17 protein-coding genes are annotated in these 16075 nt (G+C 40.9%); 6 read left to right on the forward strand and 11 right to left on the reverse strand.

The features are described from left to right. Nucleotides 1–2 precede the first annotated feature (2 nt). From msbA to IEV36_RS03140, 8 genes are all read right to left on the reverse strand, one after another. Nucleotides 3–1730, reverse strand: a complete 1728-nt coding sequence (gene msbA, locus IEV36_RS03105; protein WP_005257920.1) for a lipid A export permease/ATP-binding protein MsbA — start codon at nucleotides 1728–1730, stop codon at nucleotides 3–5. Then, the gene (locus IEV36_RS03110) at nucleotides 1727–2155 is read right to left on the reverse strand and encodes an ExbD/TolR family protein (RefSeq protein ID WP_005257922.1); all 429 of its coding nucleotides are present in this window, start codon (nucleotides 2153–2155) and stop codon (nucleotides 1727–1729) included. Before IEV36_RS03110 ends, msbA begins: the two co-directional genes overlap by 4 nt. Nucleotides 2156–2169: 14 nt before the next feature. Beyond that, nucleotides 2170–2799, reverse strand: coding sequence for a MotA/TolQ/ExbB proton channel family protein (locus IEV36_RS03115; RefSeq protein ID WP_005257924.1), 630 nt, complete (start codon nucleotides 2797–2799; stop codon nucleotides 2170–2172). Between the two features lie 47 nt (nucleotides 2800–2846). Then, nucleotides 2847–3734 (reverse strand): ParB/RepB/Spo0J family partition protein, encoded by an 888-nt coding sequence (locus tag IEV36_RS03120; protein WP_004772532.1) that lies wholly within the window; start codon nucleotides 3732–3734, stop codon nucleotides 2847–2849. Then, a complete protein-coding gene (locus IEV36_RS03125) occupies nucleotides 3731–4513 on the reverse strand; it encodes a ParA family protein (protein ID WP_005257926.1) in 783 nt (260 codons plus the stop codon). The genes IEV36_RS03120 and IEV36_RS03125 overlap by 4 nt, the downstream gene beginning before the upstream one ends. Nucleotides 4514–4530: 17 nt before the next feature. Beyond that, nucleotides 4531–5166 carry a 16S rRNA (guanine(527)-N(7))-methyltransferase RsmG gene (gene rsmG / locus IEV36_RS03130; protein WP_005257928.1) on the reverse strand — a complete coding sequence of 212 codons (636 nt, stop codon included), beginning with the start codon at nucleotides 5164–5166 and terminating at the stop codon, nucleotides 4531–4533. Nucleotides 5167–5340: 174 nt separating this feature from the next. Further along, nucleotides 5341–6030, reverse strand: coding sequence for an N-acetylmuramate alpha-1-phosphate uridylyltransferase MurU (murU, locus tag IEV36_RS03135; RefSeq protein WP_005257930.1), 690 nt, complete (start codon nucleotides 6028–6030; stop codon nucleotides 5341–5343). Then, entirely contained in the window at nucleotides 6030–7043 is a 1014-nt protein-coding gene (locus IEV36_RS03140; protein ID WP_005257932.1) for an aminoglycoside phosphotransferase family protein, read from the reverse strand. The genes murU and IEV36_RS03140 overlap by 1 nt, the downstream gene beginning before the upstream one ends. A gap of 118 nt (nucleotides 7044–7161) precedes the next feature. Between IEV36_RS03140 and IEV36_RS03145 the strand changes: the two genes are divergently transcribed. Then, nucleotides 7162–9633, forward strand: coding sequence for an LPS-assembly protein LptD (locus IEV36_RS03145; protein WP_005257933.1), 2472 nt, complete (start codon nucleotides 7162–7164; stop codon nucleotides 9631–9633). Further along, complete coding sequence (locus IEV36_RS03150; RefSeq protein ID WP_005257935.1) at nucleotides 9633–10949, forward strand: peptidylprolyl isomerase; 1317 nt, start codon at nucleotides 9633–9635, stop codon at nucleotides 10947–10949. The genes IEV36_RS03145 and IEV36_RS03150 overlap by 1 nt, the downstream gene beginning before the upstream one ends. A gap of 115 nt (nucleotides 10950–11064) precedes the next feature. Here IEV36_RS03150 and fba read toward each other — a convergent pair whose 3' ends face one another. The 3 genes from fba to IEV36_RS03165 all read right to left on the reverse strand — a co-directional run bounded on the left by fba (nucleotide 11065) and on the right by IEV36_RS03165 (nucleotide 13781). Further along, on the reverse strand, nucleotides 11065–12102 hold the full coding sequence (gene fba, locus IEV36_RS03155; RefSeq protein ID WP_004772540.1) for a class II fructose-bisphosphate aldolase: 1038 nt from the start codon (nucleotides 12100–12102) through the stop codon (nucleotides 11065–11067). Between the two features lie 213 nt (nucleotides 12103–12315). Beyond that, nucleotides 12316–13467 (reverse strand): ATP-dependent RNA helicase RhlB, encoded by a 1152-nt coding sequence (rhlB, locus tag IEV36_RS03160; RefSeq protein WP_005257937.1) that lies wholly within the window; start codon nucleotides 13465–13467, stop codon nucleotides 12316–12318. A gap of 101 nt (nucleotides 13468–13568) precedes the next feature. After that, on the reverse strand, nucleotides 13569–13781 hold the full coding sequence (locus IEV36_RS03165; RefSeq protein ID WP_004653893.1) for a cold-shock protein: 213 nt from the start codon (nucleotides 13779–13781) through the stop codon (nucleotides 13569–13571). 356 nt (nucleotides 13782–14137) lie between these two features. Between IEV36_RS03165 and IEV36_RS03170 the strand changes: the two genes are divergently transcribed. The 4 genes from IEV36_RS03170 to thiS all read left to right on the forward strand — a co-directional run bounded on the left by IEV36_RS03170 (nucleotide 14138) and on the right by thiS (nucleotide 16058). Further along, nucleotides 14138–14377, forward strand: a complete 240-nt coding sequence (locus tag IEV36_RS03170) for a sulfurtransferase TusA family protein (RefSeq protein WP_032810678.1) — start codon at nucleotides 14138–14140, stop codon at nucleotides 14375–14377. A 131-nt stretch (nucleotides 14378–14508) separates the two neighbouring features. After that, nucleotides 14509–15378 (forward strand): RNA polymerase sigma factor RpoH, encoded by an 870-nt coding sequence (rpoH, locus tag IEV36_RS03175; RefSeq protein WP_004772546.1) that lies wholly within the window; start codon nucleotides 14509–14511, stop codon nucleotides 15376–15378. A 107-nt stretch (nucleotides 15379–15485) separates the two neighbouring features. After that, a complete protein-coding gene (locus IEV36_RS03180) occupies nucleotides 15486–15851 on the forward strand; it encodes a DUF423 domain-containing protein (RefSeq protein WP_005257939.1) in 366 nt (121 codons plus the stop codon). 9 nt (nucleotides 15852–15860) lie between these two features. Continuing rightward, nucleotides 15861–16058 (forward strand): sulfur carrier protein ThiS, encoded by a 198-nt coding sequence (gene thiS / locus IEV36_RS03185; protein ID WP_004639327.1) that lies wholly within the window; start codon nucleotides 15861–15863, stop codon nucleotides 16056–16058. The last annotated feature ends 17 nt before the right edge of the window (nucleotides 16059–16075 follow it).

The following is a 16075-nucleotide window of genomic DNA, read 5'->3' on the forward strand; positions in this document are numbered from 1 at the left end:
GCTTAGTCTTCCTCAAAATTGCGTTGATGTAATTGATAATACATACCATGTTTAGCCAACAGCTCAGCGTGGGTACCCTGCTCAATAATCTGGCCTTTGTCCATCACAACGATCAGATCTGCATTCTCAACGGTCGATAAACGGTGTGCAATCACAATAGTTGTACGACCTTGCATCGCTTCGTCAAAGGCTTGTTGGATAAAGTATTCAGATTCATTATCCAGCGCACTGGTTGCTTCATCTAAAATCAAGATTGGAGAATCTTTAAGAATTGCACGGGCAATCGCAATACGTTGACGCTGACCACCGGAAAGGTTTAAGCCCTGTGCACCCAGAATCGTGTCATAGCCTTGTGGCAGATTCATGATGAAGTCATGTGCATAAGCTGCTTTCGCTGCTGCAATTACCTGCTCATCACTTGAATCTTGTAATTGACCATAAGCAATATTGTCACGTACTGAACGGTTAAATAGTACAACTTGCTGATTCACTGTGGCAATTTGAGAGCGTAAATAAGCCAGCTCAATTTCTTTGACAGCAATGCCATCATAATAAATCTGACCTTCACTTAACTCTTGAAAACGTGGCAGCATGTTAACCAATGAGGTTTTACCTGCACCAGAACGCCCAACCAAAGCAACAGTTTGTCCTGCTTTGATGGTTAAAGAGAAATCTTTAATGGCATGTGTACCATCTTCATAACGTAAGTTCGCATGATCAAATTGAATATTGCCTTTTAATACAGGTTTCAACTGACCATCATTGACTTCTTCTGGTAAATCTAATAACTCAAATACTGAGTGTGCTGCAGCCAAACCGCGTTGCAGTTTTTCATTGATATCAGTCAAATTCTTTACAGGTTTAGAAATTAAACCAGCAGCAGTAATGAATGAAATGAACTCACCCGCAGAGGTATCGCCAAACACTTGCGGACGTAGGGCTAACCAAAGGATGATTGCCATTGCCATCGACAACAAAAGCTGAATGATTGGGCTATTGATATTTTGCACCACAACCATTTTCAAACCACGACGTAAGTTTTCTTCAGAAGACTTATAAAAGCGCTTCTGTTCAAACTCTTCGCCAGTAAAGCTTTTCACAACCGAGTTTGCTGTAATGGTTTCTTGTACCACATGGTTCACATCACCCATTGTATTTTGTACTTGAATCGAGAGCTTACGCATCTTCTTCGATGCGATTCTGACCAAAATACCAATAAACGGCATGAAAACAACGATACACAGGGTTAAACGCCAATTGGTATAAAGTAGATAACTCAACAAACCAATAACAATCAAACCATCTTTAATCAAAGTCTGTAAAGACTCAGAGGATGCCGCCGTGAGCTGTTCAACGTTATACATCAGCTTCGCGCTGATATGACCCGCACTGTTATCAAGATAATACTGAGCTGGCAGTCTTAAAAGTTTTGCATACACTTCCTGACGAATACTGAATACCAGACTCCGCGAAATCACCGCTGAGAAATATCCACCGAGGAATAAACCTACGCCACGGAAGAACATTAACAAGACGATGAGTGCAGGAAACCAGTCCAGATTCTCACGACTACCACTTTGAATTGCATCGATAATGTATTTAAGCAACTTTGCCACAGAAACTTCTGTGGCAGCGTTGATACCAAAACCAAGCAAGACAAATAAGGCAACGCCCCAATAAGATTTTAAATACGATATTAAGCGGACATAAACCTTAAAATCTTGATTCACTCAGTAAAACCTCTAGTTGGAACTTTAGTGCTGATATTGACGTTCATAAAGCCAAGCTGGCCTGCCACATCCATCACCCGAATCACATCTTGATGAGTGGCTTTCGCATCAGCAGCAATAATAAACATCAAATCGCGACGATCTTGAGCAACCTGCTTGATCGCAGTACTTAAATCGGCAATATCTTTACTGGATAAAGCCTGACCATTCACAGCATAATGCCCTGTGGAGTCTACCATGATTTCAATTTTGTGATCGAACTGTTTAGGCGGAACCCCTTGTGCATCGGGCAGTGTCAGATTTATACGACTTTGTTGACTAAAAGTCGTGGATAATAATAAAAACACCAAAATAAATAACATACAGTCAATCATTGGTGTCAAATTAATATGAATATCTTCAACTTGAGAACGTTTAAATTTCATGATGCCACCTCGGCTCAGCTTGCACGACGGTGTTCTTGTAAAGGAGACGCTTTTTTATAGAAAAGCGCAGCATGAAATAAAGTCGATTGCTGTTCCAACTCCGCAATATATTCATGCACGACACGTTGAAAATAACGATAGGCAATCATTGCAGGAATCGCAATCAGCATCCCCACGGCTGTGGTAATCAAGGCTTTTGAAATCCCAGGCATCATCATGCTGGCATTGCCTGCAGAACCGACATCAATCACCAAAAATGATTCAATGATTCCCAGTACAGTACCGAGTAAACCCAGTAAAGGTGCAATTGCACTCAATGTACCAAGGAAATTAATATTCTTTTCTAAGGCGCTGATCTCTTGCGAAGCAGTGGCTTCCATTTGCGCACGGGCAAATTGTTCACCCTGATCCTGATGATCATAACCTGCTTTTAAAATACGTCCGAGTGGACTTTTCAATGCTTCATCCTGCTCGAGCTGTGCAATCACAGTATCAGCATCTGTCGCATTGACCAGTAAAGCCTGAGGTAAAACTTGTGATCGCTTTAAACGAATATATCGTTCAATCGTAATCGCAACCGTAAAAATTGATGACAGAATAAGGGGCAGCATTAACCAGCCACCCGCTTTCACAAGTTCCCACATATTATTCCCCAATAATATTTAAAATATAAAAGGACGTATCCTAAATATTAGTTAGGTAAACAAATATTGAGGATTCCATCCAACTCATCCAATGAGTGGTAGTGAATGACCATTTTCCCTTTACCTTTCTGGTTATGGTCAATTTTTACATTTGCTCCGAAACGTTCTGAGAGTTTCTGAGTCAATTGTTCAATGTCAGGAGAAATCTGAGCCTTTTCCTTTTCAGGTTTTGGTTCACTCCACTCACGTACTAACTGTTCAGTTTGACGTACCGATAAAGCTTTTTCAATCACGATCTGCGCGACTGAAATCTGGTCTTTGGTTTTTAGCGCGAGAATAGCACGCGCATGTCCCATATCGATTTGACCTTGTTGCATTAGGTCTTTAATCGGATCAGCAAGACTCAAGAGGCGCAATAAGTTGCTCACGGTGGTACGTGCCTTACCGACGGTATCGGCAATTTCCTGATGACTTAAACCGAACTCATCATGGAAACGCTGTAAAGCCATTGCCTGATCAATTGGATTTAAATCCTGACGCTGAATGTTTTCAATTAACGCTAGAGCAATGGCAACCTGATCATTTAAATCACGCACAATCGCAGGAATTTCAGTCAGACCCGCCAACTGCGCAGCGCGCCAACGACGCTCACCCGCAATAATTTCGTATGGATGCTGCTCATCATCGATAGGACGAATGACAATCGGTTGCATCACACCATGTTTTTCAATCGATGCTGCAAGCTCTTGTAAGTCTTGTTCATGAATAAAGCGACGTGGTTGATATTCACCACGTTTTAATAAATTGACATCAATTTGCTTGAGTTGACCATGATCCAAGGCCTGTGCTTCAAGTTGCAATTTCTCTTTTTGAATTGAACCTAATAGTGCATCTAAACCACGACCTTTAGCCAATCCGCGTTTTTTGATGCTCATACAGCACTTCCTTTTTTCACTTTACTTTTCTTCAATATTTCTGCAGCGAGATTCAAATATGAAATAGCGCCTTTAGAACTTTTCTCAAAATAGATCACAGGTAAACCATGTGCTGGCGCTTCCGCCAAACGGATATTACGAGGAATCACTGTCTCGTATAACTTTTTACCAAAATATTGCTCTAATTCGGCAGACACATCACGTGTCAATGCATTACGAGCGTCATACATGGTACGTAATACCCCTACAATTTCCAAGTTTGGATTAAGGGCTTTTTGTATACGGTCAATGGTTTGCGTAAGATCAGCCAAACCTTCCAGTGCATAGTATTCACATTGCATTGGAATAATCACGCCGTTTACGGCAGCTAAGGCATTGACGGTAATCAAGCTAAGGCTTGGCGCACAATCGACAATGATATAGTCAAAGGCAGGCTCTACTTCCTGCAAGGCATTTTTAAGAATGAACTCACGCCCTTCCTGTTCTGCAATTGCAAGCTCTACCCCAGCAAGTTCACGGTTCGCACCTAAAACCTTATAACCGACTTCTGCTTTCTGAATCGCAGTTTCAATCGGCACTTCACCCAGCAATACATCTGTCACCGAGTACAGTAAATCATTCTTTTGAATGCCAGACCCCATGGTGGCATTCCCTTGTGAGTCCATATCAACCAACAAGACACGTTTTTTCAAGATCGCCAAAGAGGCAGCAAGATTGACTGCTGTCGTGGTTTTCCCTACACCACCTTTTTGGTTTGCAATCGCAATAATTTGAGCCATGATTACCCTTAATATTTTTATTGAATACGTTGAAGTAAAAGTAAATGACGTTGTTCATCTAATCTCGGGACACGAAGTTCAATGATCTTACATGAATACTCATCTTTCATTTGCTCAATTTCATCAGCTGGAATCAAGCCTTTCATTGCAGCAATAATACTCTGATCATGCATATATGGTTGTGCGGCATTGACAAAGTCGGTTAAAGACGCAAATGCGCGACTTGTAATGACATCGAACTGACCCAGCTCACCAATACTATCTTCATTTTCAACACGTGTTTGAACCGCAATTACATTTTGCAGTTTCAAGTCAGCAATAAACTGCTTCAGGAAACGAATTTTTTTCCCGTTCGAATCCAAAAGGACACAAGAACGTTCTGGCTGGCATAATGCAATGATCATGCCTGGCATGCCACCACCAGTTCCTACATCTAATAAACGACCTTGCGGCAAATCATTCAAGATACTTAAGCTATCTAATAAATGTTTAACCAGCATTTCTTTCGGCTCACGAATAGCCGTTAAATTATATGCCTTATTCCACAGCACCAGAGCATCTTGATATTTCAATAAGAGTGTTAGGGTGTCCTCACTCAGGTTCAGACCCAGAGCTTGACTACCTTGCTTTAATTCTTGAAAAAAAGGATGCATAACAGTGCAACATCTCGATAAATTTGCTGTGCAGTATACCGATTTCTGATACAAGGCACAGTAGGACTTGTTGAACGATTATGCAGTTAATCATTTACAAGCATGATAAACTGCACAATCCATTAAGTTTTTGTCTTTTCTTAAGCAAATCAAAGATAGACAAAGCAATTTTTGTTATACAAAAGCGCCTTGCTTGATTTGTTGATCAAGCTGCTCTAGACGCTCAGGCGTTCCTACATCGACCCAGATCGCCTGCATCTTTTCAGCTGAAACTAGCTGCTGTTGCATCGCCTGTTTCAACAAAGGTGCCAAAGGTCGCTTGCCATTTTCTAGCCCAGTAAACATGTGTGGCGCTAAAATAGCAACACCGCTATAGGTTAAGGCTTCTCCCAACTGTTCCTGCTCAAAAGTATAAGCTAAATCATTTGCCAGGATGAAGTCTCCTTTTAAATGTTGAGGCGGGTTTTCGACCAAGACCAAATGCGCCTGCTTATCTTCTAACTGAACATTGAGCAGTGATGAAAAGTCCATCGTGGTCCAGACATCCCCATTCACCAAAATGAATGGTTCATCACCCAGCAATGGCAAAGCATTGATGATGCCGCCTGCTGTTTCCAGACCTTCACCTTCATGTGACCATAAGATGGTGACACCAAATTGAGAGCCATCACCTAAAGCAGCAACAAGCTTATCGCCTAACCAAGCCGTATTGATCACAATCTCTGTGACGCCAACCTTCTGCAACTTTTCAATATGCCAGACAATCAGCGGTTTCCCACCGACTTCCAACAAAGGCTTTGGTGTATGCAAAGTCAATGGACGCATGCGATTGCCTAAACCAGCAGCAAGAATCATCGCTTTCATTATGCTGCAACCTCGTAATCACCATATTGCGCAATAAACTTAGGCATGACAACGTCACGGATAAATTGCATAAAGTCATTCAACTCATCATAACCTTGGCTTTCTTCAAGTAAATACCACATCACTCGCGGTAAGTCTTTTAAGTAACCTGATTTGCCATCACGCTCGAATAAACGGACAAAAATACCTAAAATCTTGATGTGACGTTGAATCGCCATCAGGTCTGCATCACGCTTGAACTGCTCAAAACTACGATTTTCTTTAGCAGAAGCTGGCAATAAGTTGTAGAACACTTCAAACCATTGATAAACACGCTCAGCATTCCACTGCACGTAGGCGTCACGGGTAATCGAAATCAGGTCATAAGTATCTGCGCCAATCACAGCATCCTGAAAATCAATCACCCCTAATTCTTGTTCATTTTCAATTTTCATTAAATTACGACTATGAAAATCACGATGTACAATTACTTGCGGCTGCTGAGTTGCTTCGATCGCCAGAAAATCAAAGGCTTGTTCAATGGTTTCCAACTGCTGCTCTGTCGGCTGAATCTTTAATGAAGGCAACATCCATTCTGTTAGCAAACGCATTTCTGTCATAAGCTTTTCATACGAATACGCTGGCAAATGAGCCTGCCCATCAACCTGTTGCAGTTCAATCAACTGTTTAAAGCTTTGAGCATAATACTCATCTACTGTTTTATCATTCAGTAATGTTGATAGCACCACATCACCAAAATCTTCCAGAAGTAATAAACCCAATGTCAGGTCTTTGGCCACGATATGCGGAACACGCACACCATTTTTGTCAAAGAACTCATCAATATTTACAAATGGTGCACAATCTTCTTTTTCAGGCGGCGCATCCATGAGCATATATGTTTTGTTTTGTAACTTAATTCGCGCATAACGACGAAAGCTTGCATCTCCTGCTAAAAAGTTGATCTCGAATTGATCAGATTGGAGAGTGGCTTGAAGCCAAGTTTGTATCAATTGTTCACGTTGTGTATTCATTTGCAATAAAATCTAAAACTAGCTGAGATTTTGAAAGCTTAAGTGTAGCCACTTATCAACTTTTTCTCTATGATGCGACAATAATTAATTGTGAATTAGCGTACTGGTTAATGAGACAATGAAACATCAGTTTAAATTTAATCCTTTAGCAACAGCTATTTTGACACTCTTGTGTGGCGGCTCGATTCAATCCAGTTTCGCGGCACAAGCTGATGCTGTCTCTACGCTTGACAACAAACAGCTCAAAGCAGCCATTCGAAATCAAGGACAGCAAGACCAAGAAAGTTATCCTGGGGAACATTTTTTCCAGCAATATTATGTAGACAAATCTGCACCAGAAGTCCAATTGCGTGATAACCGCTATTTAAGTTCTTCTTTTTGCCAAGGGACTTGGGTAACACCAATTAATCCTGAAACCAAAGCGGGAGATGCGAGTACCACCACTTCAGTGATTACTGCTGACTATGGACACTACAATCCAGCGGGTGATTCAGTTCTGCAAGGCAATGTCGTCATTGATCAGGAAGGCCGCACTATTCGTGCCGATCAGGTCACTATTGACTCAACACAAACACATGCCAATGCTGAAGGTCGAGTACAACTTGCTCAATCAGGTCTCCTCACCCAAAGTGATGCAATTGACTATAATTTAAAGACCCAGACTGGGGATTTAAACAATAGTTTCTATATCTCAGAACAACAACATGCACATGGTCATGCCACTCAGATCAAACGTGCCAATGAAAATCTGGTAATCTTTAAAGATGCAAGTTATACCGCATGTCCACCAGAACAAAAACCAGCATGGAAAATTCAGGCCAAAGAAATTGAGTTAAATCAGGATACAGGTCGTGGTGTCACACGCGGTACAAAATTCTATGTTAAAGATGTGCCCGTACTTGCCGTTCCGTATTTCAATTTCCCAATTGATGACCGCCGTACTACAGGTTTACTGAGTCCAAGCTTTGGCTATAGTAATGACGGTGGCGCACAACTTGCCGCACCAGTTTATCTAAACCTTGCACCGAATTACGATCTTACGCTCACACCAAGCTTTATGAGTAAACGTGGAGCGAAATTAGATGCTGAATTCCGCTATATGACCGAAAGCTTCGGTTCTGGTCGTATTTGGGGTGGTTATATTGCTCAAGATAATCAATATGACAATGAAGACCGTGAAGACCTTCACTTTCTTCATAACTGGAGAATCAATGATCAATGGTCGACCAATCTAGAATATAACTACGCATCAGATAAAGATTATTTTTCAGACTTTAATAACAACCCCAACACACGTACAGATCTAAATTTACGTCGTGCCTGGGAACTGAATTATGGTAATGGTATCCCTGGTCTTAGAGCTCAGTTAAAAGTCGAAGACTTCCAGACTTTGGATAAAACGATTAAAGATGCAGACAAACCTTATGCTCGATTGCCGCAATTCTTATTAAATTATGTCACTGGTGATCCACAAGGCCTCCAATATGAATTTAATAATGATACCGCATACTTCAAGAAATCAATTGAAGATGGTTCCGCACTTGAATCAAGTGGTACCCGTATCTACAACCAGTTTGCAGTTCGATATAATTATCTAACGCCATCATGGTTCTATGTCGTTCCAGAAGTTTCTGTTCGCAGTATCAATACTTTCTTCGATCAGGATTCAAAAGAAGGTCGTGGATTATCAGCTTCAGATGACTTAGAAAAATCAGTTGTCGTTCCTCAATTCACACTTGCTACAGGAATGACATTTGAAAAAGATGGTAAATACTTACAAAGCATTTCACCTCGTGCTTTCTATGCTTATTCACCATATAAAAAACAGGATGATCATCCAAACTTTGACTCTACTTCAGCATCAATCAATTACGACCAACTGTTTAACCCCTACCGTTTCTATGGTCATGACCGTTTAGATGACAATAACTTCCTATCGCTTGGGGTGACGTATAGCCTTTTAGATACGGAAGGTTTAGAACGTATCAAAGCAAGTGTTGGACAAAGTTACTATTTCAGTGATCGTCGTGTAAGCCTAAATGAAAAACTAGATGAGTTTGATACACAACGCCGTACAGGCCCGATTGTGAGTTTATCTAGCCAGCTCAACCAGAACGTTACGATCAGTTCAAATGCTGCATGGATGTCAAACGGTGACAATGCACAGCGCGATTTCCAAGCCTACTATACAGGCGACAAAGGTAATCTCTATAACTTAGGCTATTTCTACCGCAAAGATATTCCTGATCGTCAAGATTCTTATGATCAAGTGGTTGCATCCTTTATACAACCTGTAAAAGACAATTGGCGTATTATGGGTCATGCTCAATACGACATCGACAACAATGTCATGCGCGAATACCTACTTGGCGTAAATTATGAATCTTGTTGTTGGGCTGTGTCAGTCTATGGCCGCTCTTACTATAACGATCTGGATGATCCAAATACTCCAGGGGTTCGTAAAAAGAATGCGGTTATGGCTGAATTCACACTGAAAGGTCTTGGCGCTTTAAACAATAAGCTCGCTTCACTTCTGGAGAATAGAGTTTTAGGTTTCAACAAAATTAATCAATCTTGGACACAACGTTAATGAAGATAAAACCTTTTCAACATATCTTTAGAGCCACTGTTCTCGCTGCCCTAATTTCTTCATCAATGCAAAGCTTTGCTCAACCAACGGATGAGGTTGTTGCAATTGTGGATAGTAGTGTCATTCTTAAAAGTGATTTAGAACAAGGTGTTGCTGAAACAGAACACCAATTAAAAGCACAAAACAAAACTGTTCCACCGCAACAATACTTGCAAATGCAGGTTTTAGATCAACTGATTGTACGCCAAGCGCAACTTGAACAGGTTAAGCGTTACGGTATTAAAGCCGATGAGAAAAGCTTGAATGCTGCTGTACTGAAAGTTGCAAATCAGTCTGGTGCAAACTCACTAGAAGCTTTTCAGCAAAAGCTAGATGCGATTGCACCAGGTACTTACGAAAACTTGCGTAACCGTGTTGCGGAAGATCTTGCAATTGGCCGTTTACGTCAGCAACAAGTGATGTCACGTATTAAAATCAGTGACCATGATGTTGAAAACTTCCTGAAATCACCAGAAGGTCAAGCTGCACTGGGTACACAAGTTCATGTCATACATATGCGTATCTCTGGTGATAATACCAATGATGTACAGCAAGTCGCTCAGCAGGTTAAACAATCACTCACTACCAGTGATGACCCTAAAGCTATTAGCAGCAAGTTTTCAACTGGTGCTGTAAAAGTAGATGGTCTTGATATGGGCTTCCGTTCATTATCAGAGATTCCGACTGAATTGGCAGCACGTATCACTCCACTTCAAGTGGGACAAACAACCGAGCTGATCAATGTACGTGATGGAACACACGTATTAAAGTTGTTAGAACGTAAGCAAAATGAACAAAAAGCGCTGGTTCCACAGTACAAGACTCGCCATATTCTGATTCAACCTTCAGAAGTCGTAAGCTTAGATCGCGCCAAGCAAATGATTGATAGCCTCTACAATCGTGCTAAAGCGGGTGATGATTTCGCAACCTTGGCAGCTACTTATTCAAATGATACAGGCTCTGCGCGTGATGGCGGTAGCTTAGGCTGGGTTAGCCCAGGTGTGATGGTACCTGAGTTTGAAAAAGTAATGAAAGAGACACCTGTTGGGCAAGTTAGCCAACCCTTCCAAAGTCAATTTGGCTGGCACATTCTGCAAGTCACCGATACTCGCCAACAAGATATGACCAAAGAAGTGCAAGAACGTATGGCACGTCAAATCTTGGGCGAACGTCAGTTTGATACTGAAGTAGACAGCTGGATGCGTGAACTTCGCGCCAATGCTTATGTTGAAATCAAAGATGCTAACCTAGACTCTAAAGCTCAGCAAAAAAAGTAAGTTGAGCCTTAAGTGAATTGAAAATGCCAGCCACGTGCTGGCATTTTTTATTGCCCAGCAAAATACAAATAAAAAATAGCGGCAATTGCCGCTATTTTTCTGCATTACAAATCAATTATTTGTAACGATCAACCATTTTCTCTAAAGAAATTGGACGAATTTTGTCTGCATGACCTGCTGTACCGAATGCTTCGTAACGAGCAACACAGATTTCTTTCATTGCTTCAACAGTTTCACCAAAGAATTTACGTGGATCAAATTCACTTGGTTTTTCTGCCATCATACGACGCATTGCACCCGTAGAAGCCAGACGTAAATCGGTATCAATATTAATCTTACGTACACCATGCTTGATCGCTTCGACAAGCTGATCTACAGGCACACCATAAGTTTCTTTAATATCACCGCCATACTGGTTAATTACCGCCAACCATTCTTGTGGCACAGAGCTTGAACCATGCATTACAAGATGCGTGTTTGGCAATGCAGCATGAATTTCTTTGATACGGTCAATTGCAAGAATATCGCCTGTAGGTGGACGAGTAAACTTATACGCACCGTGTGAAGTACCAACAGCAATTGCCAAAGCATCTACATTGGTATCAGCAACAAACTGAGTCGCTTCTTCAACAGAAGTCAGTAATTGAGAATGATCAAGTACGCCTTCAGCGCCAACACCATCTTCTTCACCAGCCATACCAGTTTCAAGGCTACCTAAGCAACCAATCTCACCTTCAACTGAAACACCACAAGCATGCGCCATTGCAACCACACGACGGGTAACATCAACGTTATAATCATAAGATGTTGGTGTCTTACCATCCGCACCCAATGAACCATCCATCATGACTGAGCTAAAGCCCAACTGGATCGAACGTTGGCAAACATCTGGACTTGTACCATGATCTTGGTGCATTACCACTGGAATATGTGGCCACTCTTCAATCGCAGCTAAAATAAGATGACGTAAGAAAGGTGCACCTGCATACTTACGCGCACCAGCTGAAGCTTGCACGATCACAGGTGAATTTGTTGCATCCGCAGCGAGCATGATTGCACGCATTTGTTCTAAGTTGTTTACGTTAAACGCTGGTACGCCGTAGTTATATTCTGCAGCGTGATCCAAGAGCTGGCGCATTGAGATTAGAGCCATAATATCCTCCCAGGTAATGCGCCATATTCTACATGTTGATTTATTTCAATTCAGCAACTAATCACAGGAATTATAAAAAAATCTTTAATCTTTTGTGTAATTTGAGTAGCAAATCTTACTAAATAATAAAAAAGACCAAATCACAAAATAATTTGGTCTTTTTTTGAAAAACTTTCTCTGTAAGAAATCGCTTAAATCAAAGTAGTTTCAGACTTAGCAATAACCATCCAGACGCGTTAAAGGCAATTTCTTACCAATCGCTTTTTCAATTTCAGGCAAATAGAAAGCATCATCTTCCGATAAGAAGCTGATACTTACGCCCTGCGCACCTGCACGACCAGTACGACCAATACGATGTACATAGTCATCAGACTGTTCAGGTAAGGTAAAGTTAATGACATGCGAAACACCATCCACATGGATACCACGACCAGCAACATCAGTCGCGATCATAATATTGTTCTTACCTTGCTTAAATTGATCCAGCATCTTCAAACGTTTATCTTGTGCAATTTCACCAGACAACATACCAACACGATAACCGTCGCGTTTTAAATGGTCATACAAACGACGCACCTGATCACGACGATTCGCAAAGATCATCACCTTATCAATCGGCTCTTCGCGCAAGATCTCTTGCAATAGTTTGTATTTATCTTCTTTCGCAACCACATACACACGCTGTTCAACGTCATTATTGGTTTTTTGCTCAGGTTCAATTTCTACCGTAACCGGCTCAAATAACCATTGACGTGCAAGATTAAGAACATCATAGCTAAATGTTGCAGAGAACATTAAAGTTTGGCGTTGCTCTTTAAATGGTGAAAAACGAACAATTCGCTTTACTGACGGGATAAAGCCCATATCGAGCAAGCGATCTGCTTCATCAATGACCAAGAATTCAATTTTGTCTAACCAGACTTCTTTTTGCTCGACAAAATCAATTAGACGACCAGGAGTAGCCACAATAATATCGACAAAATTACGGTCTAACATTTTCTTTTGTTTTTCAAAATCTACGCCACCCAACAAAGTGACCAGATGTAAATTTGAAAATTTGGTTAATGCTTGTGCATCACTTTCGATCTGTAACGCTAACTCACGAGTTGGCGCTAAAATTAACGCACGTGGCTCACCACGAAAACGCTGTTCTTGAACTGGATTATTTAACAGATCATTGATCACGCTAATCAAAAAAGCAGCGGTTTTACCTGTACCCGTTTGCGCTCGACCAATGGCATCATGCCCTGCTAATGTATATTTTAAAACCTTTTGCTGAATTGGGGTCATTTTTGTAAAACCCAAAGCATCAATCGCTTTCTTCAACTGCGGATGTAAATTTAAGGTTTCAAAACCAGACGTCATATATGCTCTCGAACCATCAATGACCAAAAGAAAGTGGCTATTATAAACAAAAACGCCCCAAATTACATTGGAGCGTTTTTATATTGCGTTAAAGCAACAAATTAGTCTAAAGGCTGAACGTTTTCAGCCTGGAAACCTTTTTGTCCTTGAACAACACTGAATTCTACGCGTTGGCCGTCACGTAAAGAACGGTGGCCATCACCCATAATTGCGCGGAAATGAACGAATACGTCATCACCACCATTACGCTGAATAAAACCAAAGCCTTTAGTGTCGTTAAACCACTTTACTACGCCTTGTTCACGAGCTGTCATAAGTCAATCCTCAGATATTGAAAGATAAGGACCTTCCGGTGTTGCAAACAGCAGAGCCAACAAGGTTTTAAAATATTTATAATTTTAAAGCTTGTAATCATTCTGTAAAACTATCAACAATTTCCGGTTACATCCATTTGTTATAGGGTTTATTACATTAATATTGTATTAAACTCTTCCTAAAACGCATCGAGCTTAGCACGGGTTTATGACAATTAATAGGATTATTTTTAGTTATTTCCATCTGTTCTATCAGGTTTTTTCAATAATTTAGCTGTTTTTTTAATGAAATTTTTATCATAAAAATTACGCCAAAATTTGTTAACATACGTTTGAATGGAACAATTTAAATGCTTATGACTGGTACACCAAATTCACCTGAAATTATTGATGCCTTGGGACAACCCTGCCCAATGCCCCTATTGATGTTAAAGCGCGCTTTAAAAAAAGCAGACCGTCCAACACAGTTTTTATTGAAATCATCAGATCCACACAGTGAAATTGATGTAACACGATATTGCCAAATTCAGCAACTTCAGTGCCAGACACAAAAAATTTCAGACAATGAATTTCACTATTTAATTGAATCTATGTGATTCTTTGCTAAACTCTTGGTAAAGATAAAATAGTTAACTTTACATTTCTATACTCAAATTTCCTTAGTGATGAAGAACATTCGCATTAAGATGAAATTGTTGACTCAAATACCATCCTATAAGGAGACTCCATGACTACTGACAGCAGCAATCAATTGATGCCCCTGTCATTGTCTGCGCCAGGCGTAAACCTTGGTGCATATATCAGTACTGTCAATCAAATTCCAATTTTAACGGCCGAGCAGGAAAAAGAACTTGCTGAGCGTTATTATTATGACCAAGACCTTGATGCTGCCAAACTTTTGGTAATGTCACACCTCCGCTTTGTCGTACATATTGCACGTAGCTATGCAGGTTACGGATTACCACAAGGTGATCTCATCCAAGAAGGTAACCTCGGGTTAATGAAAGCGGTTAAGCGCTTCGATCCGAATATGGGCGTTCGTTTAGTGTCATTTGCTGTGCACTGGATCAAAGCTGAAATTCATGAATATGTGATTCGTAACTGGCGTATCGTCAAAATCGCGACCACCAAGGCACAACGTAAACTATTCTTTAATTTACGTAGCCTCAAGAAATCAAGTAAACGATTGACGCTAGAAGAAGCAAAATCGATTGCTAATGATTTAAATGTAACACCTGAGCAGGTGTTAGAAATGGAAGGTCGTTTAACCGCTTATGATGCTGCTTTTGAAGCGCAAGGCGATGATGATGACGATACACCACACACTGCTCCAGCGCTGTATTTAGAAGATAATCGTTACGATCCTGCACGTCTAGTTGAAGAAGAAGACTACGAGGAGCAAAGTACTTCTGCTTTACACGAGGCAATGGATCAGCTTGATGACCGTTCGCGTAATATTTTGCAGCGTCGCTGGTTAGATGATGATAAGTCAACTTTGCATGAGTTGGCGGCCGAATATAATGTTTCTGCTGAGCGTATCCGCCAGTTAGAAAAGAATGCAATGGAAAAAATCAAAACCGCTATGTCAGCGAGTTAAGATTAAATCAAACACAAGGGCTTTCATGCCCTTTTGTTTTATCTGGCTTTGTTTAAACATCCGAATATGTTAACTTTGTTCATCAAGTTTCTTGTTCCATTCTCATTATGTGGATAGCAATCTCAGCGCTTAATCTTGCGCTTGCAGTCATGGTCGGCGCTTTCGGTGCACATGGTCTTAAATCTTTTGCTACACCAGAGCAGCTCGCTTGGTGGAGTACAGCAACCCAGTACTTTTTCTATCATGCGCTGGGCTTACTGATTTTAGGTGTCCTACATAAAACCACGCCAACTTTCCCTATAAAAATTCCTTATATTTTGATCCAAATTGGCATCATCTTTTTCTGTGGTTCGTTGTACATTATGGCGCTTGGTCTACCGAGAATCTTAGGTGCAGTCACCCCGATTGGCGGTGCATTTATGATTGCGGGCTGGGTAATGCTCGCATGGCAAGCGATTAAGCATGCGAAATAAGGATTTATCATGCACATCTATTTAAATGGCGAGTCAACAGACACGTCTTGTGAAAATCTACAGCAACTCATTCAAAGCTTGGCGCTTGAAGGTAAACGCTTCGCTGTAGAGAAGAACCAACAGATTATTCCGAAAAGTAGACTTGAGCAGACCTTAATTGCTCCTGAAGATCGTATTGAAATTATTCAAGCTGTTGGTGGCGGCTAATTGGCTAAAAATGGAGT

The sequence above is a fragment of the Acinetobacter vivianii genome, from assembly GCF_014635885.1.
Classification (GTDB): Bacteria; Pseudomonadota; Gammaproteobacteria; order Pseudomonadales; family Moraxellaceae; genus Acinetobacter; species Acinetobacter vivianii.